Source organism: Sporosarcina sp. 6E9 (assembly GCF_017921835.1).
GTDB lineage: Bacteria > Bacillota > Bacilli > Bacillales_A > Planococcaceae > Sporosarcina.
This window is the reverse complement of record NZ_JAGEMN010000001.1, coordinates 1,671,246-1,693,376: the sequence shown is the minus strand read 5'-3', so window position 1 is coordinate 1,693,376 and position 22,131 is coordinate 1,671,246. Positions and strand designations below refer to the sequence as shown.

The window sequence follows — 22,131 nt, the reverse complement described above, 5'->3', positions numbered from 1 at the left end:
AGAATGTCAAAATGGATGCTGCCGTTTTTGGTTGCAATATTAATTTTAACAACCACAATAGAAAATCCTTCAGCTTTTGCTAGCTCTTTGAACGATATGAAAGAGGAAAAACAAAATTTAGATAAGAAAAAAGAGGAATTAAATACCGGTATTAAAGTGAAAGACTCTGAAATCAGTAAAGTTGAATCGAAAGTCGAAGCAATTCGTACTCAAATTAATGAATTGACGAATAAAGTAAATAAAACGAATGCTGATATCGAACAAGTCGAAGAGGAAATTGCTCAGACTACGAAAGAAATCAAAGAACTGCAAGAATCCATTGTGCAACTTGAAAAGCGAATTGAAGAGCGCGACGTTGTATTGCGTGATCGTATTCGTGCGATGCAAGTCACGGGCGGACAAGTAAACTATTTGGATGTACTACTGGGCGCAAACAGTTTCTCAGATTTTATCGATCGATTTTCTGCTGTTAGCACATTAATGGAAGCGGATCGCGATATTATGAAGCAGCAAAATGAAGATAAAGAACAGTTAGAAGTAGAGAAGAAATTAGTTGAACAGAAACTTAGTGAGCAAGAAAAGAAAAAAGATGAACTAACGAGATTAAAAGCATCCCTTGATTCTCAGAAAAAAGAAAAGGCTCAACTGGTTAATGAATTAGAAGCAGAGCAAGCGAAATTGGGTAAAGAAAAGAAAAAGTTAGAAAAAGAATATCATGAAGCACATAAAGTCAGTAAAGAAGTTGAGCAAGCGATTGCTGCTGAAGAAGCACGCATAGCGGAACTAGCTCGTCAAGCAGAGATTGCTAGAAAGAAAGCAGAGGAAGAAGAACGGAAAGCAGCAGCTGAGGCAGCTCGCAAAGCATCGGCAAGTAAAAGCAACGGGAATTCGTCTAAACCGGCTGCACCTGCAGCTACACCAGTGGCACCTGCACCATCTGTATCAGCTGGAAATTGGACAAGACCGGCAGCGGGGCGTATATCATCTGAATATGGATATCGTAACATTGGTTTTGCATCGTCTAATCATCGTGGAATCGATATCGCAAATTCTCCTGGAACGCCAATACTAGCGGCGGGACATGGCGTTGTTCAGCGTACGGGTGTACTTGGTACATACGGAAATATAATTATGATTAAGCATTCTGTTGACGGAAAAATTTATACGACATTATATGCACATCTATCGAGTGTAAATGTCAGCTCAGGTCAAGTTGTTGCTAAAGGCCAGGTTATTGGCGGAATGGGAAATACAGGAAGATCATCCGGACCACATCTTCATTTTGAATTCCATGTTGGCGGTTGGACTGGTTATGGAAATTCAGCGGCAAACCCTAGAAGTTACGTACCATTTTAATAAACACTAAGCCCTCCTAGTGAGGGCTTTTTCGTGGGCAAAAATATCGCCAAGTAACTGTGTTTTCGATAAGCTGTATAGGAGCAAAGCATATTAAGGAGATAATATTAATGACTGTAACGAAATTGTTTTTAATCGGGAACACAACAGTGCCATCCTCATGGGTAGCTTTAGTGCTGGCCTTCGCAATAACTTATTTCGTGATTCGATTGCGTTATGGAAAACGAATTTCGGGTGTGTTGTCCGATTCAATTTTTTATTTTGTTATCGTTTGGAAATTAAGCGTAATCCTAACTGATTTTGAAAATGTCATAAAATCGCCATTATCCATAATCTATTTCAACGGGGGGCAAATTGGGCTTTATTTAGGGATTATTGCAGGAATGGTTGCAATCTTAATTGAATTGAAAAAGAACGGTATGCATACGATCGAAAAACAAGCATTATTTTTGGGATTCATAACAATTCAATCAATCTTTCAACTAGCCATGGTATTCTTAAATGAAGGAGCGAAGTCAGCTGAAATTGTTACAATCATCATGTTCACGCTAGTGGCCGTGTTCATATGGATGAGTATTAATAAAATGGACAATGCAATTATTCAGTTAACATTATTATTTGCAGCAAGCCATTTTTTCACGACGCTATTTCAACCTTCAAGTTATATGAGTAATTCACTTTTTATCACAATCTTGGCAACGGTTTTCATAGTGATATTCTTAGGACAAAATGAGAAAAATATATCGGAGGGACATTTATGAATAAAAAGATGATCGGTTATCTAATCGCTATCTTGGTTATCGGATCAATGATTGTGATAACAGTACAATCAAATATGAAAAAAAATGCGCCAACTGATCAAGTTGTATCTGGCGATGAATCAAATGGCACGGTGGGACTTGATGAAGGGGATTTGCCGCCGGATTTTGACCTTACGACAATTTCAGGCGATCAGGTAAACTTAGCGGACTTAAAAGGAAAGAAAGTTATTCTTAACTTTTGGGCTTCTTGGTGTGGTCCGTGTAAAGCAGAGATGCCTCATATGGAAAAGTATTATGAAGAGAATAAAGAAACCGCAAATGTTGAGATTATCGCCGTTAATATGACAAATACAGAAAGAAGAGGACTCAAAGGCGTCGAAGAATTTATAGATGACTATGGTTTAACTTTTCCAATCCCTTTGGATAAAGATGGGGAAGTAGAAAGAATGTATGAAATCGTATCAATACCTACGACATTTATGCTTGGAACCAACGGAGAAATCGTCCATAAATTCGTAGGGCCGATGGATCAAAAAATGATGGAAGCTCTTGTAAATAACTTAAAATAAAATTAGCCAGTTTCTGTAGTTGTAATGTTTATTTTCCGTTCATATAGTAAACGGAGGAGGGAGCATTCTGCGAAGAAGCTGGTTTTTACTATTTTTAATACTTGTTGTGGCAGCAACATCCATAGTCTTCTTTTTTAACAAGGAGAAGGGTGACAAAAGTATTGAGAAAAGCTCGTTTGACGTTATCGATGAAGCCTTTGCAATAATTAAGGAGCAAGGTGTCTATCCTGTAGAAGGAGAGCTTCTAATTGAAGGTGCGTTAAGAGGGATGACGGAAGTGATTGGTGATCCATATTCAACTTATTTATCTGAGGAAGAAGCCGCAGCACATGAAGAGTCGCTTGCGGGTGAAAGAATTGGCATCGGTGCTGAAATTACAAGGTCGAACGGTAAATTCGTGATTGTGGCGCCAGTAAAATCTTCTCCAGCAGAGAAAGCTGGATTACGCCCTTATGATGAACTGATTCGCATTGATGGCGAAAATTTAGACGGTGGTACATTAAAAGATGTTGTTCAAAAAATCCGTGGAAAAAAAGGGACAGCTGTTACTTTGACGATATATAGACCGGAATTAAATAAACATCTTGAAATATCGATTATACGTGATGTTATACCTGTTACGACAGTGAATAGTGAATTGATTGAAGAGAAGGAACGGAAAGTCGGTTACATATCGATTACGACCTTCGGAAGTGAAACTGCTAAGGAATGGGCAATTGCAACTGAAAAGTTGATTGGGGATGGGGCTGAGGCTATTGTAATCGACGTCCGCGGTAACCCAGGCGGTTATTTACACAGTGTCGGCACAATTTTATCAAGCTTACTTCAAGAAGATACGATATATGCTTATTTGCAAGATGCCACAGGTGCGTTGACACCACTACTCGCGGACCAAGATGAAAATTTAAAATTTAATAGCCAACTGAAACAAGTTCCGCTTGTTCTGCTTCAAGATAAGGGAAGTGCATCGGCTAGTGAAATGTTAAGTGGCGCGCTAAAAGATTTACGAAGGGCATCCATCGCTGGAACGGAAAGTTTCGGAAAAGGGACTGTTCAAGACACAAAGGATTTGGTAAATGGCGGTAAAGTGAAGTTATCAACTGCAAAATGGCTGACGCCAAAAGAAAAATGGATTCACGGCAAAGGTGTTGAGGCTGATCTTAAAATAGATCAAGATGATTTGTTTGAGGAGCATATTCGATTAATATCTGCTGAATACGTTGAAGGTGATTTTAATGATGATGTGGCATATAGCCAAAAGTTACTGAATGGGCTAGGATATGAAATTGGCCGCGATGATGGTTATTTCGATGAAGCTACGGCAGATGCGGTTACAGAGTTTCAAGTGCATTCCAAAGTGAAGGAATCAGGTAAAATGGATCGGCAATTTTTCACAGCATTACAAAAAGAAATTGAAACATATCGAGAAAATCCAGAAAATGACGTTCAATTACAAATGGGGCTAGATTACTTACTGCATCTACTGAAAGAATAGAAGTTAAACTATTAAATTTAGGCTGTCGACTGATTGAATGCCAATTAGCCGACAGCCTATTTTAATTTTTTTAAAAAATATTCAGCAAGGATTCACCTAATCTGCCAATCATTTGTTACAATAAAGAAGAATGCAGTTCAATTCTTCCTTAGAGAGAAATAGTGTAGTAATGAATAGGATGGTGTCGGTTCATGGTGAATGATGTGTTACTAGAAGTTCTAACAGCTGCATCGTTATTTTTTCTGAATCCACTATTTGTGGCCACACTAATCGCAGCAGTGTTTTTGGGCTATATGCGGGTGAAGCGAGAACGACGTAATTTCAGAGTTCGTTTAATGCCAGGGTTCACGGAGTTAAAACGGCTTTTATCTGAATCATGGCCTTATGCGATTATCTTATCTATAATTATATCGGGTATTGGCCTAATAGTAGATTCGGGTTGGCTCGTATTATTTTGCATAGCAGCGTTTGTTGGACTTCTGTCTTTTAATTATAAAATAATGTCGCCCATTTATTTTGTCACGGTTGCCTATTTTACAATTTATTTCATGGAACGTTATGCGGTTGACTTTGTTTATCGTGGATGGTCGCCAAAAAGCGTTGATTTATTTGGCGAATTAGCCGTAACAGTAGCAATCATTGCGGGCTTATTCCTGTTAGCTGAAGGCCTTCTCGTTAGTCGATACGGCAGCAAAGATACGTCGCCATTTTTGAAAAAGACAAAAAGGGGACTATACGCTACAGTATTTAAAACAAAGAGACTCTGGCTATTGCCGGTCTTGTTTCTCGTTCCTGGTGATATTATTCCGGCATATTTACCATATTGGCCGCAATTTACGCTGGGTGAGGCCGCATTTACTTTTATTCCGATTCCGCTAATCATTGGATTTTCCCAAGTGATTCGATCGTCATATCCGAATATCGCATTTCCTAAAATTGGACGTGGCATAATAAGTCTTGGTGTTGTTGTTTTGGCACTTGGCATTGGTTCAATCTGGATGCCTATTTTAGGCGTAGCTGCTTTAATCATCGGCGTGGCAGGACGTGTAGTACTCTCGATTGTTGCATCGATTAAAGAACGCGGCGGGGCTTTTGTAGTTGCTCCAAAATCGACTGGTGTTGTTATCGCAGGTGTTATACCAGATTCACCAGGGGATAAAATGGGATTACTTCCTGGAGAATGTATCCGTTCCGTCAATGGGCTAAATGTAACGAATGAAAAAGAATTATACGACGCCATTCAAATTAATGCCGCGCATTGCAGATTGCAAGTCTTAGGGCGTGATGGTGAAGTACGGCTTATGCAACAAGTGATTTATCGTCATGATCATCATCGCCTGGGAATTTTGGTTATTCAGTGAGGAGAACCGTTTGTTTGTTGGGGAAGGTTGTTGCTAAATGGATTCATTCATAACGAAATTCATACTTGCGGCTATCATGCCTGCATTATTAGTCGTATTATTTACACGCATAACATTCCATCATGTAGTAGGCCTTTTATTAACGGCAGGGTTAATCGCAGCTTCTGTTTACGCGGGTTATACACATAACTGGGTATTATATACGGTAGATGCAGTATCGTTAACAGTTGGCTTTTGGTATGCAAGCCGGATGGTCAAGCGAGCACGTGAACATTTGGATATAGAATAATGAATAAAAGGTATGAGCGGAATTTTATTATTCCTTCTCATACCTTTTTTTACTTGCATGATCCTTTATTCAGGTAGGAGAAGATATAGTTCAATCTTCCCTCAGGCACTTACATAAACAAACTATAAACAGCGAGCACACCAATTGTACCTAATACGACAGGCATGACGCCGCCGCCTAATAGTGCGATTAAAAATGCCACACTTGCACCGATAACGCCGAAAAGAATATTTCCTTCTTGTACGAACAAAATGCCGGGGAAGATAAGTGCACCAAGAACGGCGTATGGGATATTCCGAAGGACTCCGGATACAATTGGCGGTAATTCTTTACCGTCTAGAAAAGTTAGGGGAATCATTCTAGGAATATACGTAACTAGCGCCATTCCAAATAGCATCCACCAATAAATTGGTCCCAATTTATTCCTCCTCCTTTGAATAAACCATCGTTGATTTCTTACGATAATTCGCATAAATAACTTCAACGAAGATTGATGAGATTAATGTTGCGACAAGGATTGCCCAGCCGGTTGATAAAAGATTCGTAAAATAAAAAAAACAATGAATGACGGCTGCTATACTTGCTAGCATGACAACTTTTCGGTTCCCCTTCATGGACGGCACAAGCAGTCCAACAAACATTGCAAAGAGAGCGATTGACATTGCGGCTTGCAAAAAAAGTGGCAAATTGGCACCGACAACATGTCCGATTGCAGTGAAAATAACCCAACTTCCATATGCTACCAATGTAACTCCAAAAGTAAAAGCTGTTGTTATTTTTTTGTTTTTACTTGTGGCAAGCATTGAAAATGATTCATCAGTTATCCAAAATGAATAAATGGCTTTGATCCAACGTTTTTCAGGCTTCAATTTCTCATTTAATGAGGCTGTCATGAGGAAATGACGAATGTTCACGACGAAGGTATTCATGACAATCAGCATAGGATTGACAGCATCAGCTATCAGGCTTAAAGCTATGTATTGGGAAGCACCTGCGTAAACGAAAATACTCATAGCCGTCGCTTCTAGCATTGAGAGCCCAGCAGTTTTTGCTAGCAGACCAAATGTGAGCGCAACGGGAAAATAGCCAATTGCAATGCTTGTTCCGGCTTTTATACCAGAATAAAACGTATTATTCTCCATTTTGTCACATCTTTCTATTCGTTTTTCTGATTATACTATACTTTCGTGTGAAATTGATAAAATAGGTGATAAAATTGATATATTGGGTATACTTAGAAATAAATCTCTAGATGCTGCGAGGGTGATTTGGGTGAATGAATGGTTTGATGTCGATAAAGTTATAGAATTGTCTCAACACTATAGAGCTTTTGGACCATTGATTGGAATACTGCTACCGTTTATCGAATCGTTTCTTCCTTTCTTACCTTTATTTGTATTTGTTTTTGCAAATGCCAGTGCTTTTGGGTTAGGGTATGGGATTCTTCTATCATGGGCGGGCACGACAGCTGGTTCATATGCGGTATTTTTATTAATTCGAAAATATGGTGAAAACCGCGTGTTTCGTTTTTTAACAAAAAGCACACGAGTACAAAAACTTATTAAATGGGTAGACCGCAATGGATTTGGCCCGTTATTCATATTCATCTGCTTTCCTTTCACACCATCTGCCTTAGTGAACTTGGTGGCTGGTTTATCGGGTATAAGGAAAACGCATTACTTATTTACGCTTATGGCTGGAAAAATTGTCATGATTTGTACTGTAAGTTTTATAGGATATGATTTAAAAGCTTTGCTTACACAACCGATTCGAACTGCGATTGTAGCAGTTGTCGTTGTTTTGCTTTGGCTGATTGGAAAAAGACTGGAGCATCGTTTAACTAAAAAAGTAGAGGCAGAAGAATATCACGTGAAAGAAATCCATAAAAAAAAGGAAACCTACTAATATAGTACCTGCATCCCCTTTCCTGTACAATGGAGAGAAAGGATTGCAGGTTTTTTTACGTTTAAAGGAGGGGAAATCTGTGTCATTACGTTTTATTACTGGGAGATCGGGATCCGGAAAAACAACATATATCCAAAGAGAAATTGCTGAAGAACTTAAAAGGGATCCTTTAGGCGCGCCTATATTTATCATCGTTCCAGACCAAATGTCTTTTTCAGTCGAACATAGCTTATCCGTGAATTACGGATTGAATGGAATCATTCGTGCTCAAGTTGTAACGTTTAAACGTTTGGCTTGGCGAATTCTTCAAGAAGTTGGCGGGATTACGCGTAAAGAGGTCAATGGTTTTGGTTACCGCATGCTCGTTCGAAGTGTTTTAGAAGAGCATCATGATGAATTCAAGCTCTTCCGTCAAGCAGCGAATAAACGTGGATTTACAGAGCAAATAGGTGATTTATTGCAGGAGTTTGGTCGTTATGCTGTCGATTTTACGAAGATGAATGAACTTCATGACCAATTACGCGCTGCAAATGCACCGCGGACATTAATCGATAAAGCAAGTGACTTATTATTGTTGCTTACAAAGATTGAAGAAAAGCTTGGTACGACATATGTCGATAGCGAAGGCCACTTGGCTCTTCTTGCGATGCAAATTCATCATGCGGATATAGTAAAAGGAGCCAATATTTACATTGATGGTTTCGAAAGCTTTACTACAAGAGAATACGAAATAATTACAGAACTATTAAGATATGGAAATCGCGTGACAGTAGCATTGCCTATGGAATCGGATTTAACGGGATCAGCGGATCATGAATTGTTTTTCAATCCAGTGCGGACTTCTTTGCGTTTACGCGGAATCGCCTACTTGGAGTCTATTGATGTTGAAGAAGACATTCATATGGGGGACATTAGGCGTTTTAATAATGAAGATTTAATACATCTGGAAGAAGCGTTCGATCAGTATCCGACTAGTTCAAAACCGTCGAATGGGCACGTCGCGTTTATAGAAGCAGCCGATCGACGCGCTGAGATTCATGCTGTAGCGAGAAAGATTCGTGAGTTGATGTTGTCGGGTAAAAGATATAAGGATATTGCGATATTGTACCGCCAACCAGAAAAGTATGATGAATTGATCGAGACAATTTTTCCGCATTATGAGATTCCGGTCTTCATCAGCCGAAAAAAGCCAATGTTGCACCATCCGCTCATTGAATTATCGCGTTCCGTATTGGAAGCCGTTACTTCGGGTTGGTCCTATGAATCGATATTTCGCGCAGCGAAGACAGATTTGTTTTTTCCGCATGGAGAAGATTTGAATCTATGGCGTGAACGAGCAGACCGCCTTGAGAATTATGTTCTTGCACGCGGGATCTACGGGTCTCGTTGGTTTGATGATTCACGCTGGATCGTAAAGCGTTATCGCGGCCTTGAATTACATTCCGACGTGCAAACCGATGAGGAACTCGCAATGCAAGTAGACTTGCATCGTGTTCGTGATTTAATCAGAGAACCACTTCAAAAATTTGAAAAGCAAGTGAAAAAGTCGAAGACCGGTAAAGAAGTAGCAGAAGCGTTATTTTTATTCATCGAGCAACTGCGTGCTTATGATAAAGTCATTGATTTGCGAGCGGAAGAAGAGCGCGCGGGAAGACTTCTCGGCGCAACTGAACATGAACAAGCGTGGAACGGATGGATAGATGTTCTGGACCAGTTTGTGTTGATGTTTGGCGATAAAGAGTTGAAACCGAGTGATGCGGCCCGCATTTTAGATGAAGGGTTCGACTCATTGGAATTTACTCGAATCCCTCCGTCGTTGGATCAAGTGACTGTATCATCGATTGAAGTTTCGAGTTTAATGAATATCGATGCGGTCTTTATCTTGGGTGTCAACGACGGTGTGCTTCCAAAAAGAATCGATAATGAAGGAATTTTATCAGATGTCGACAGGGAATGGTTTTCTCAAGTTGGTTTTGAACTTGCACCGACATCGAAAATGAAGTTAATGGACGAGACATTTATCGCGTACCGCGCATTCACTGCGCCGCGGGAAAAGCTATACATTTCTTACCCAATCGCAGATGAGGAAGGGAAAGCGCTTCTCCCATCTTTATATATTGCGCGAATCTCGCAACTTTTCTCGGGAATTAAAACAGAATCCGCGGTCATTGATCCAACAGAATTGGACGGAGAAGAAGACAGATTTGCGTATATCAGTCACCCAAGGGCAGCATTGCCGTTTGCAGCGATGAAACTTAAACAGTCGGCGCATACGAAGGAAATTACGCCTGAATGGGTAGCGGTGCTGGCATATTATGAAAGAGATGTCTATTGGTCTTCCGTCCTTGGTCGTATTCGTCGCCCGTTGGAAGTTGGCAATAAGACTGATAGATTAACGATTGATTTGACGAAAGGATTATACGGTGAATCTTTCGTATCTAGTGTTTCGCGAATTGAATCCTATTATAGTTGTCCGTTTCAACATTACGCTTCTTTTGGACTTGGCTTGCAAGACCGATCGGAGTATACGCTTGAAGCACCGGCTATTGGTGATTTATTCCACGCGGCGCTCAAGTGGATTTCGGATGAAACAATGCGCCTAGGAAAGTCTTGGGCTGAATTGTCGAAAGAAGAATGTTGGCGATTAGCATCTGATGCAGTCGATGATATTACGCCGTATTTTTTCAACAAGATATTGTCATCAACGAATCGTTATGTATACATTAAGCGGAAATTAGTGCAAGTTATTCAGCGGACAATTTATTCGCTAAGTACACAAGCTAAATCGACAAACTTCAAGCCGATTGCAATTGAGGCTGGATTTGGACCGGGCGAGAAGTTACCTTCATTGGAAATCCCACTTCGAATGGGGAAACCGTTGCAACTACGCGGACGAATCGACCGAATCGATGCTTCTGAAGTTAAAGGTAAAAACTACATCCGCGTGATTGATTATAAGTCTTCGGCTAGGGAACTGGACTTAGCTGAAGTGTATTATGGGTTGTCGTTACAAATGATGACGTACCTTGATGTAGCGCTTGAGCATGTTGACGAATTGCTTGGTTTTCATGCGGATCCGGCAGGTTTGCTGTATGTGCATGTCCATAATCCAATGATTCGCCCAGTCGAAGAGCTTTCTTCCCAGTTATTAGAGGATGAAATTGCAAAGTCATATAAAATGCGCGGATTTTTACTAGAACATCCGGAAGTAGCAGAAGCGATGGACGTTGAAATCGGAAGTTCGTCAAAAATTATTCCAGCGGCATTCAGAAAAGATGGCTCATTTACAAAACGGTCGAGAGTGTTGGCACCGGATGATTTACAAATGATGCGCTCGTACGTAAGAACACGACACCAAATGGCCGGAAATGCAATGCTTGCAGGAGATACTAGGGTTTATCCGTATAAGTTGAAGGATAAAATGCCTTGCCAATTTTGTTCGTACCGATCTGTTTGTCAATTCGACCAAACCGACCCGGCACAACAATATCGAAATTATGAAATGTTGGATGCAGATGCATCACTTGAAAAAATGCGTGAGGAGGTGGTAGGAGATGCTGAACATACCCGTGAAACCTGAAGGATTGACTTTTACAGATGAACAATGGAAGGCAATTTGGGCTTCCGGCAGAGATGTTCTCGTTTCTGCCGCTGCGGGTTCAGGAAAAACCAAAGTACTCATATCGAGGATGATTGAAAAAGTTGTCGATGATAAAAATCCAATCGATGTCGATCAATTACTTGTCGTTACATTCACAAATGCAGCAGCTGCTGAAATGCGCCATCGAATGGCTGAAGCGCTTGAAGAAGCCATTACAGCAAAACCAGAATCTGTTCATTTGCGCAGGCAATTAAATTTATTGAATAAAGCTCAGATTTCTACGCTTCACTCATTTTGTCAAAACGTCGTTCGGCAATATGCTTATTTGCTCGATATCGATCCGGGTTTTAGAATCGCGGACAGCACAGAAGTTGCGCTTCTTCGTGATGATACGATTGGTGAAATCCTCGAAACTGCGTACAGTTCAGAAAACCCAGAATCGATTTATCGACTGGCGGATAGTTTTACTTCCGATAGAGACGATCAAATGATCGAGACACTTATTAGTCGATTATACGATTATTCTAGGGTTCATCCGTCTCCAGAAAAGTGGTTGCGCCTCATCCCGACACAATATGATATTAGGGAAATTGACTCTGTCGATGAACTTGAATTCATTGAGCCCTTAAAAACCTCGATTCGCCATACCCTTGAAGAGGCGGCTGCGCTGACGGGCGATTTACGACGAATCGCTTTGATGCCAGATGGACCGGCGGCACTTGCTGGGACTGCCGAAACCGATTTGATGTGGATAGATGAAGCCATCAGACGCATTACTGTTGGAACTTGGGAAGAAACATACGAATTTTTCGGGACGCTAAAATGGGTTAGGGCAGGCGCGATAAAAAAGGATTCCTGCGATGAGGGGCTTGCTGATCGTGCGAAAAAGATTCGAGATGTCGTTAAAAAGATTGTCAATGATCTTAAAGAAAAGTATTTTATTCGAACGCCGGCTCGACTCTTGGATGAAATTAGATTAATGGCGCCGGCCATGCATACGTTAATTGACTTGGTGATTGACTTCGGAAGACGCTATGAAACCGTGAAAATTGACCGGGGAATTGTGGATTTTTCGGATTTAGAACATTATGCCTTACGGATTTTGTCCGTTGAAATTGATGGGAATCTACTACCGTCGGATATTGCGATTGAGTACCGAAAAAGATTCTCCGAAGTGCTTGTAGATGAATATCAAGATACCAATTTACTGCAAGAAACCATCGTAAATTTGGTGAAAAACGGCGGTGAAAAAGATGGAAATCTATTTATGGTAGGAGATGTCAAACAGTCTATTTATGGATTTCGACTTGCTGAACCCAATCTATTTCTTGGTAAGTATAAAAATTTTACCACAACCGGCGAGGAGTCTGGCTTGAAAATCGATTTGAATGCGAATTTCAGAAGTCGAAAAGAAGTATTGGATTCCACGAATTTCATCTTTTCCCAAGTGATGGGGGCCCGTGTCGGTGATATCGATTACGATGAGGCGGCTGCACTTAAATATGGCGCACAGTACCCAGTTAAAGAAGTACCCGCAGAATTGACCGTCCTTTACGAAGATGATGAAGAAAATACAGTAGAAGTTGACGAAGGCGAACAGAGCATTAAAAGCTCTCAAGCAGAAGCACGATTTATCAGTAAACGTATTAAAGAATTAATGGCGTCGGGTGCAGAAGTTACAGATGCATTTTCGGATGAAAAACGTCCGCTTGAGTATAGGGATATCGTTATATTAATGCGGTCGATGACTTGGTCAGCTGAATTCGTTGAAGAGTTTAAGCTTGCGGGAATTCCAATCCATGCAAACTTATCACGTGGTTATTTTGAAGCGCTCGAAGTGATGATCATGTTAAATACATTGCGTGTCATCGATAATCCATACCAGGATATTCCATTGGCGTCTGTACTTCGGTCGCCGTTTATCGGTATGACTGAAAATGAACTTGCTAAAGTACGATTAGCCGATAAGAGTGCACCATTTTTTGAAGCGTTAAAGTCTTTTATGGCAACTGGCGGTACTGGTATTGAACTAAAGACACAAGAGAAATTGCAACGATTTTTCGGACAATTTAATGAGTGGAGAAACTTGGCGCGACGTGGATCATTATCAGAACTGATTTGGCAAGTTTATACGGATACGCATTATTATGAAATGGTTGGTGCCATGCCTAATGGCCAACAGCGGCAGGCAAATCTTCGCGCACTTCATGATCGTGCGATTGATTATGAAAAAACGTCTTTCCGTGGATTATTCCGCTTTCTTCGATTTATCGAGCGGATGAGAAAACGGGGCGATGATGTTGGGGAAGCACGGTCACTTTCTGAAACAGAAGATGTGGTTCGATTAATGACGATACATTCATCCAAAGGCCTTGAATTTCCATACGTTTTCATATCAGGTATTGCTCGGCAGTTCAATAAGATGGATTTCAACGAAGCTTATTTATTCGACCAACATTTTGGTTTAGCAGTAAAAGCAATTGATCCTGATAATCGAATTACCTACACATCTCTGCCATTCTTGGCGATGAAAGAGAAAAAAGAACTCGAAATGCGCGCCGAAGAAATGCGGATATTATATGTTGCGATGACGAGAGCGAAAGAATATCTCGAGCTGATTGCATCTGTTAAAGATATTGAGCGAGAAATCGGCAAGTGGCAAGATGCTCAATTGGTGGATCCATCATTGATGCTGCCTGAGTACACACGGTCCAGGGCAAATAGTTATCTTGATTGGGTTGGACCTGCAGTCGCTAGACACCCAGACTTCGGTAAGTTTGATGTGCTCCCGGGTGGGCAATTCGTTGTCGATTCATCGAAGTGGAAGATAGATGCGCTTCCTTTTTCATCGGTAATGAATCTTCATTTGCAGCAAGAAAGTGTCATCGCTGACGACGATTTTATTCCTGACGGTGGAGATGGGAAATCAGAAGAGGTTGATGAAAAGCTTTATGAAGAAGTGAAACGGCGTTTTGATTGGTCTTATGAATACAGCAATTCAGTTACAAAACGTTCGAAGCAAACAGTTAGCGAATTGAAAAGACTCTCGATTCTCGCGCAACAAGAAGATGAGGATCCCTTTATGGAAAAAGGGGATGAAGTCAGTACGGCATATCTCCATGCACGACCTAACTTCATGCAAACTCGGACGCTAACGCCTGCGGAAATCGGTACGGCGATGCATACTATCATGCAGCATATAGATTTTCAAATCGAACAAAATTCGGATACCATTAAGAAATTAATCTCGACGCTACAAACGCGTCAATTATTAACTAGAGAAGAAGCAAACGCTGTAGATATCCATCAAGTCACACAGTTTTTTAAGTCAGATATGGCAAACAGAGTAAAACAGTCACCACAAGTATTGCGTGAATTGCCGTTTACCTATGCACATGATGGCGATGACGGCGATTATCAAATTATCCAAGGAATCGCGGATTGTTTATTTCAAGATGAAGATGGTTGGGTTTTACTTGATTATAAGACTGACCGGGTTCAGGGAAGATTCGCTTCAGCCGGCGAAATTGGAAGAGAAATGCAAGAACGTTACGGCGTTCAGTTGAATTTATACAAACGTGCAATCGAATCTATTATCAATGTTGAAATTAAAGAAATGGCGCTTTATCTTTTTGACGGGGAAAGTACTGTGCGTATTCAGGGAGACGAAGCTTTGTGAAATTGTCACCAACGACTAAAGAACATCGAATTGAAACACTTGATATCACACGAGGATTTGCACTTTTAGGGATTTTTATCGCGAATATGTTGTTTTTTCATACGCCTTATTTACATGTGGATCCATACACGTGGTTTACAAATGGCGATGCGGTAACTTTCAAGTGGATCGATATCTTGGTGCAAGGCAGTTTTTATCCGATATTCGCTTTGTTATTCGGTTACGGGATTAACATGCAATATGAAAAATCTATTAAGCGAAATAAACCATTCGTCCCTATTATGGCGAGGCGATTGGGGATATTGCTTGGCATTGGCTTATTGCATGGCCTCTTTATCTGGTCTGGCGATGTATTGTTCACGTATGCGATCATGGGCTTTTTGTTATTACTATTTGTTCGAATTCCTGCAAAATGGCTTGCCTTATTTGCAGGAGGTCTATACATTATTCCGGCTGCTTTCATGTATATCGTGACGAGTTTGTTATTGAAAGCGAATTCCAATCTATTGATGAGTGATTACATTGATACGAAACAGATCGAACGTTCAATTAAAGTATTTACAGAAAGTACTTTCGGTGAAATTTTCACTTTCAGGTTTTTCGAATGGCTAGTCATAGGACTTGGTGGTACATTTATGGGGTTATTCATTGTATTGCCAATTATTATGTTCGGGGCAGCATTATCTAAATGGAAAATTATCGAACGCGCGAGAGAATTTAAAATTCAATTGGCAATTTTTACGGTATTTTCTTTGACTGCGGGAATCTGGATTAAATTCCTCCCGTATGTGAAAAAACCTACATTTGATGTAATTCAACTACAAGATACGTTTGGCAACGTCATTCTAGCTGCAGGTTATGTCAGCCTGCTCTTATTATTTTGTACCGTTCCATTGTTCCGTGCCGTATTTAGACCTATTGGAAAAGCTGGCCGAATGTCTTTAACAATCTATATCACACAATCGGTTGTCGCGACGCTAATTTTTTATTCGTATGGTTTTGGATTGTACGGCAAGGTTGACCTATTAGCGGGAACGTGGATAGCACTTGGCGTCTTTGTGGTTCAAGTGCTATTCGCGGAACTATGGCTTTCGAAATTTCGTATGGGTCCGCTTGAGTGGTTATGGAGAAAAGGGGTTTACGGAAGAAATTTGCTGAAAAAAGAGGAATAAGCAATACGCTTGTCGAAATAGTGTCATAACAAGGGAATTATTTTATGGGAGGATGGGTTAAAAAGATGAAATTGCTATCATTTCAATTGGAAGGTCAGATATTGTACGGTCCGAAAGTAAAAAGAGAAGAAGCGGTATGGGACGCATTCGGATTAGCAACCCATTACGGAGAAACTCGTTTCCCTAAAACAATCATCGAAGGTGTTTCATTGGGGTTAGATTTTGTTGAATTAATCCGTAAACTTGTTACCCGCGCAGAAAAAGAGGGGGATGCGGGCGAGTATAAATATTCATTCTCATCTATTGAATGGCTTGCGCCAATCCCTAGAACACCGAAGAATGTCATTTGCGTCGGGAAAAACTATTTTGATCACGCAACCGAAATGGGTGACGAAGCCGCGCCAGAAAAGTTGATGATCTTCACGAAATCACCAACAACAATTACCGCGGATGAACAACAATTACCTATCCATTCCGAAGTGACGGAGAACCTTGACTATGAAGGGGAACTAGCGGTTGTCATCAGTAAAAAAGGCCATAACATACCTAAACAATTGGCGTATGATTATATTTTCGGTTATACAATTGCGAACGATATTACCGCACGCGATATTCAAAAAGCGCACGGACAGTTTTTTCTTGGAAAAAGTTTAAATGCGAGCTGTCCAATGGGGCCCTATTTGGTCACCAAAGATGAACTGCCAAACCCGAATAACTTATCAATTGTTACGAAAGTAAATGATGAAATTCGGCAAAATAGCAATACAGACGCCATGATGTTTAAGGTCGATGAAATTATTGCTGAAGTTTCTCGATTTGTAACATTGGAGCCTGGTGATGTCATCTTGACGGGTACCCCAGCAGGTGTCGGGAAAGGCTTGAATCCGCCTGTGTATTTGAAAGAAGGGGATACGGTTAATATTTCGATTGAGGGGATTGGCACACTTTCAAATCGATTTGTATAAGCGTGTTTGCTTAAGCCTTATACGAATATATGATAGGATAATATAGTAAGATATTTTTTATGAGGTGAAGTTGATGATACATTTTCATATTTTTACTTGGGTTGTTGGAATTATTTTATTCCTTATAGCTGCTGTAATGGCGAATGGCTCAAAGGGACGAAAAATTGTTCATATGAGCAGTAGACTATTTTATGTGCTAATTTTAGTGTCAGGTTTCATGTTGTTCATGAATTCTTCTAGTTTGGATCCGGCTCTATACGGAGTTAAATTCTTACTAGGATTAGTTACCATCGGTCTAATGGAAATGGTGCTAGTTCGTTCGAGCAAAGAGAAAAACGTTACGACATTATGGATTTTCTTTTTCATCTTTTTATTCGCAACTATGTTCCTCGGATTTAAACTGCCGATGGGAATTACCTGGTTCGCTTAATTTAGAAAGAATGCTGGACAATTTAATAATTAAAAAGCAAAAGCATGGTAGGAAGTTTTATATTCCTGCTATGCTTTTTATTTGTGTCAAAAAAGGAAATAGTGTTGGAGAAGACTTGTGTATTCCACTATTCAAGAAATAGTTATTATTTTGTTTGTTGATTTCCGTTGCGGGCGGACGCTTTCCTGCGGGCGAGCGCCGAGCCGCTTCGTCGCTAAAACCGTGCTCTCAAACGCTACGCTTTTAGGTCGCAAAAGCCGTTCTTCGTAACGGCTCTTCCTGCAGGGTCTCGGCTGTCTCGCTGATTCCGCTGGAGTCGCCGCCCTGCACTCCAATCCAATCCACTAATTCAATATACAAGGTGATTTATGTTGCGTTATTTTATCTGATCTTATCTGCAGAGTTGCTTGAACATCAGATTTTTATACAGGTGGAAGGTCTCGACTTGCAAGCAAAAACTTTTAAGTGCAAGCAAACTAGAGACAACTACAGTAAGCAAATATCCGCCTATTCTTGACGGCTTTCACTTCATTTCCTTAAATAAATAGAAACATCAACTATCTACCAAGCAAAACCAGCATAGGCGCCTTGCCAGTGGGAGCCGGAGCGATAAGACTGACAGTGTTTTTCTTGTCAGGCTTATCGCGGGAGGCATCCACCAGCGGCGAAGCGGAATATAATGAGAAACTCTTAGTTGACCTATTCAGTTTTCGTTTATTTCACATATCCGCCCCATTTCTGCAATCAACATTGGATTTATTGATTAAAGAATAGCCACTCTTCATTTCATTTGTTAAAATGAAGTGTGATAGTTCGTTAATTAGGAGGCTTTATTTGTGAAAAGTAATAAATGGTTTGGGCTACTATTATCAATGACTTTGATTTTATCTATAATTTATCCAACAGGGGCATTCGCAAAAAATGTTGGAACACTACAAGATGAAAGTATATACGATTTACTTGTGGACCGATTTAATGACGGGAATTACGACAATAATGAAGGCGTTAATCCTCGAGATTTGAACGCATTTAGCGGTGGAGACTTCGCAGGGATTACCTTAAAAATGGAGTATCTCGTCGATATGGGATTTACCTTGATTTCAGTGGGGCCAGTATTTAGCACAGCTACTTATGACGGGAGTCAAGCCCTTGATTACGAAACGTTAGAACCGCATTTCGGAACTGAAGAAGAGTTTGCTGACATGATTGCATCCTTGGAAAAGGAAAACATCGGTGTTGTCGCAGATTTTCCAATGAGCGGGGTCAGTGAAAATCATACTTGGGTAAAAAATGATCTTGTCCCGTCTATTCCTGCTGAAGATGGAACTATTGACTGGGATACCTCAAATCCAACTACAAAAGAAATGATTCTTGATGCTGTTGTTTCATTCGTGGATAAGTATGAGTTAGCTGGAATTCGTTTAACAAAAATTGGCGATTTCGAAGAAGACTTTTTAAATGAAGTCATCGCAGCAATTAAACAAGCTGATGAGAATATATATGTAATATCAACAGAAGAATCGAATGCAAATTTCGATACAGTGCCTAATATCGAAAAAATGGAAGCACTCCAACAGTCATACGTACAAGTCGATCCTGATTCATCACCACTTCAGTTATTTGAAGATAAAAACGAAACGGACATTATCCAATTCGATGAATTAACAGGACCGCGTTTTACATATGAAATGTTTACATTAAGAATGTTTCCACCGACAAGATGGAAGATTGCAGCGACTGCATTATTCACATTGCCGGGTGTTCCTATGATGCCTTATGGATCTGAGATAGCAGTAAACGGACAAGAAGCGCCTGAAAGCCATCCAATTTCTAACTTTAAGACGGATATGGAATTACAAGAGTATATTGGTGATTTAAACACATTACGAAACAAGTCAGACACACTTCGTAATGGCGACTTCGAGTTACTGCATAACAAAGATGGCTTCACAGTTTTCAAACGTTCTTCTGATGAAGAGACGTGGATTGTTGCATTGAATAATACATCGAAAACCGATAATTTAGTAATCGATGAGGACGTTATAGGTGAAAATAAAAGATTGCGCGGCGTTGTCGGTGGCGATATGATTAAACAAGGAAAAGACGGTAAATATAGAGTTGTTCTCGAACGAGAATTGGCTGAAGTATATATCGTAGATGAAGACAAAGGGTTTAACATCCCGTATTTAATCGCCTCTATTCTGATTTACACATTGTTCTTAGGATTCCTATTAGCAGTGTGGAGAAGAGGGAAGAAAAACAGGGTAGAAGAGAAAAAATAAGTAAAATCCCAAGACAGCATATCAGTCTTGGGATTTTTTTACTTCGCTTTATATCCGAGCATGTTCACCGGATCTTTCGGTGAGGAGTAGGGCGGAGAATAGCTAAGCTCTAGTGCGGATAAATCATCCACAGTCATATTGCCCATCATTGCAGTTGCAAGTACATCTATGCGCTTGTCGACGCCTTTGTTGCCAACGGCTTGACCACCTAAGATCAAACGTGAATGACGGTCATAATGGACGCGTATATAGATTGTGCCGTGATTGGGGTAGTAGCCTGCATTGGTCCGCCCTTCATAGGTAACCGTTTCAAATTCAATTCCCTCGTTCAGCAAGCTTTGTTCCGAGTGACCCGTCATGCCTGCTGTCAATGAAAATAATTTAGTTATTGTTGAGCCCAGAAATCCATTGATTTTCACAGGTTTTCCATTTAGATGACTTGCCACAATATAAGCTTGACGATGTGCATGCCAAGCAAGTTGGACCATTTTAGGTTTACCTGTATGCCAATCAGAAGTTTCCGCGACATCGCCAATCGCATAAATATCGGGGTCACTTGATTGCATATAGTCATTTACGACAATACCTTTAGTTTCGCCGATTGTCAGACCAATTTCTTCAGCTAGACTTGTATTCGGAATGATACCAATGCTCGCAGCGACAAAATCAACATCAAAATTCATCCCGTTTTTCATAATCAATTTCTTGTCTTCCACGCGCTCAATCTCATCGTTAAAATAAAATTCGACGCCGTTATCTGCCATTTCCTTGTATAAGATATCCGATATTTCTCTATCCATCGCTTTCATGACTCGATCATTTCGTTCAATTAGCGCAGTTTTTATTCCCAAATGCCTAAAGTTCTCGGCAAGTTCGACGCCTATAAATCCACCGCCGATAATGGCGCATGATTTTGGCTGTTCTCGTTCAATAAACTCTTGGATATATTCCATATCGGTATAACTTTTTAAAGTGATTAAAGGTAACTTTCCTATACCTTTAATATCTGGTATACGTGACTTTCCACCTGTCGACAAGATAAGTTTATCGTATTCAAGCGTGAAAACTTCATCTGTTTCAAGGTTTTGGACTTGCACTGTTTTCGTTTCACGGTTAATAGACGTCGCATCATGGCGAGTGAGTATTGAAATATTACGTTTCTCACCAAACTTATCAGGAGAAGGCCCACCCACTTTTGTCTTATCTTCTATTAAGCCTCCGATAACATACGGTAATCCGCAGGTACCGTAACCGATTTTCTTTTCATGACCTATTAGTGTGATATCAGCATTGGGAAGCACGCGCCTAATTTGCGATGCAACGGTAGATCCTCCAGCGACAGCACCAATTATAACTACTTTCACAATATCACCCTTTATGACTTAGTATTATTCAAGTTTATTCAGGAAAAAGATTGACACCGTGCCAGGTCCGGCATGTGCTCCTATAACTGATCCAATCATGTGAATTTCAATATTTCTTGGTTGAAACTTTTCTTCCACTAACGCTTTCAATTCGAGCGCAATTGTTTCATCATCGCCATGACTGATTGCAATGGTTTGTTTGGTTAAATTGTCCCCGCGTTCTTCCATTAACTCAACGATGCGACGCAATACTCTTTTACGCCCGCGATGTTTTTCAATGGGAACTAACTTTCCACCTTCTACATGCAATAAGGGTTTAATATTTAATAATCCACCGATAAATGCGCTAGCCTTTGAAACTCTACCCCCACGTGCCATATAATCGAGATCCTCAACGGTAAATAGATGTTCCATATGGTCGGCCATAAATTGAATCTTTTCTTCAATTTCTTCCAGCGTTTCACCTGCATTACGAAGTCTAACGGCTTCTTTTATAAGAAGTCCATATCCAAGAGATGCGCATTTTGAATCCAGAATGAGCAAATTCAAATCTTTGTTTTCCTCTTTGACCTGGTCACGCATCATTACCGCGGTATTGTAAGTACCCGATAATTCAGATGAAAACGCAATATATATACCTTCTTCGCCAGAATTCGAAAGCTCGGTCCATCTTTCCAACAATTCTTCAGGGGAAACTTGTGATGTTTTGGGTTGTCCGCCGTTTCGAATCGTTTTGTATACTTCACGGGAATCTATTTCAACGATATCTTCATACTCTTTCCCATCAATTAAAACATGTAATGGAATTAACGTAACATCATTTTTATCGAAAAATGCTTTGGGTAAATCTGATGCACTATCTGCATATATTCTCATTTACTAATCCCCCTTATCTCTATTTG

General features: G+C 40.3%; 17 protein-coding genes. 13 read left to right on the top strand and 4 right to left on the bottom strand.

The window, feature by feature from the left end; all coding sequences use genetic code 11:
- The first annotated feature begins 3 nt into the window (after positions 1-3).
- From J4G36_RS08715 to J4G36_RS08690, 6 genes are all read left to right on the top strand, one after another.
- Complete coding sequence (locus J4G36_RS08715; protein ID WP_210469626.1) at positions 4-1,356, top strand: murein hydrolase activator EnvC family protein; 1,353 nt, start codon at positions 4-6, stop codon at positions 1,354-1,356.
- A 110-nt stretch (positions 1,357-1,466) separates the two neighbouring features.
- Positions 1,467-2,117, top strand: a complete 651-nt coding sequence (locus tag J4G36_RS08710; protein WP_210469625.1) for a hypothetical protein — start codon at positions 1,467-1,469, stop codon at positions 2,115-2,117.
- Positions 2,114-2,686 (top strand): peroxiredoxin family protein, encoded by a 573-nt coding sequence (locus J4G36_RS08705; RefSeq protein WP_210469624.1) that lies wholly within the window; start codon positions 2,114-2,116, stop codon positions 2,684-2,686. The genes J4G36_RS08710 and J4G36_RS08705 overlap by 4 nt, the downstream gene beginning before the upstream one ends.
- 106 nt (positions 2,687-2,792) lie before the next feature.
- The gene (locus J4G36_RS08700) at positions 2,793-4,181 is read left to right on the top strand and encodes a S41 family peptidase (RefSeq protein WP_368668739.1); all 1,389 of its coding nucleotides are present in this window, start codon (positions 2,793-2,795) and stop codon (positions 4,179-4,181) included.
- 191 nt (positions 4,182-4,372) lie between these two features.
- The gene (locus J4G36_RS08695) at positions 4,373-5,542 is read left to right on the top strand and encodes a PDZ domain-containing protein (protein WP_210469623.1); all 1,170 of its coding nucleotides are present in this window, start codon (positions 4,373-4,375) and stop codon (positions 5,540-5,542) included.
- 37 nt (positions 5,543-5,579) lie between these two features.
- On the top strand, positions 5,580-5,831 hold the full coding sequence (locus J4G36_RS08690; protein WP_210469622.1) for a CsbA family protein: 252 nt from the start codon (positions 5,580-5,582) through the stop codon (positions 5,829-5,831).
- A 109-nt stretch (positions 5,832-5,940) separates the two neighbouring features.
- Here the strand turns inward: J4G36_RS08690 and J4G36_RS08685 are convergent, their stop codons facing one another.
- Together J4G36_RS08685 and J4G36_RS08680 are read right to left on the bottom strand one after the other, a co-directional pair.
- Positions 5,941-6,249, bottom strand: coding sequence for an AzlD domain-containing protein (locus J4G36_RS08685; RefSeq protein WP_210469621.1), 309 nt, complete (start codon positions 6,247-6,249; stop codon positions 5,941-5,943).
- 1 nt (position 6,250) lies between these two features.
- A complete protein-coding gene (locus tag J4G36_RS08680) occupies positions 6,251-6,973 on the bottom strand; it encodes an AzlC family ABC transporter permease (protein WP_210469620.1) in 723 nt (240 codons plus the stop codon).
- A 130-nt stretch (positions 6,974-7,103) separates the two neighbouring features.
- Between J4G36_RS08680 and J4G36_RS08675 the strand changes: the two genes are divergently transcribed.
- From J4G36_RS08675 to J4G36_RS08645, 7 genes are all read left to right on the top strand, one after another.
- A complete protein-coding gene (locus J4G36_RS08675) occupies positions 7,104-7,736 on the top strand; it encodes a TVP38/TMEM64 family protein (RefSeq protein WP_210469619.1) in 633 nt (210 codons plus the stop codon).
- 79 nt (positions 7,737-7,815) lie between these two features.
- Positions 7,816-11,316, top strand: coding sequence for a helicase-exonuclease AddAB subunit AddB (gene addB, locus J4G36_RS08670; protein ID WP_210469618.1), 3,501 nt, complete (start codon positions 7,816-7,818; stop codon positions 11,314-11,316).
- On the top strand, positions 11,291-15,016 hold the full coding sequence (gene addA / locus J4G36_RS08665; protein ID WP_210469617.1) for a helicase-exonuclease AddAB subunit AddA: 3,726 nt from the start codon (positions 11,291-11,293) through the stop codon (positions 15,014-15,016). Before addB ends, addA begins: the two co-directional genes overlap by 26 nt.
- Positions 15,013-16,188, top strand: coding sequence for a DUF418 domain-containing protein (locus J4G36_RS08660; RefSeq protein WP_210469616.1), 1,176 nt, complete (start codon positions 15,013-15,015; stop codon positions 16,186-16,188). Before addA ends, J4G36_RS08660 begins: the two co-directional genes overlap by 4 nt.
- 65 nt (positions 16,189-16,253) lie before the next feature.
- Positions 16,254-17,153: a fumarylacetoacetate hydrolase family protein gene (locus J4G36_RS08655; protein ID WP_210469615.1), complete on the top strand. Its 900-nt coding sequence runs from the start codon at positions 16,254-16,256 to the stop codon at positions 17,151-17,153.
- A 73-nt stretch (positions 17,154-17,226) separates the two neighbouring features.
- Positions 17,227-17,583 (top strand): YisL family protein, encoded by a 357-nt coding sequence (locus tag J4G36_RS08650; RefSeq protein ID WP_210469614.1) that lies wholly within the window; start codon positions 17,227-17,229, stop codon positions 17,581-17,583.
- 836 nt (positions 17,584-18,419) lie between these two features.
- Positions 18,420-19,865 (top strand): alpha-amylase family glycosyl hydrolase, encoded by a 1,446-nt coding sequence (locus J4G36_RS08645; RefSeq protein ID WP_210469613.1) that lies wholly within the window; start codon positions 18,420-18,422, stop codon positions 19,863-19,865.
- 38 nt (positions 19,866-19,903) lie between these two features.
- Here J4G36_RS08645 and J4G36_RS08640 read toward each other — a convergent pair whose 3' ends face one another.
- Complete coding sequence (locus tag J4G36_RS08640) at positions 19,904-21,229, bottom strand: CoA-disulfide reductase (protein WP_210469612.1); 1,326 nt, start codon at positions 21,227-21,229, stop codon at positions 19,904-19,906.
- A gap of 24 nt (positions 21,230-21,253) precedes the next feature.
- Positions 21,254-22,105: a DegV family protein gene (locus J4G36_RS08635; protein ID WP_210469611.1), complete on the bottom strand. Its 852-nt coding sequence runs from the start codon at positions 22,103-22,105 to the stop codon at positions 21,254-21,256.
- Positions 22,106-22,131 lie beyond the last annotated feature (26 nt).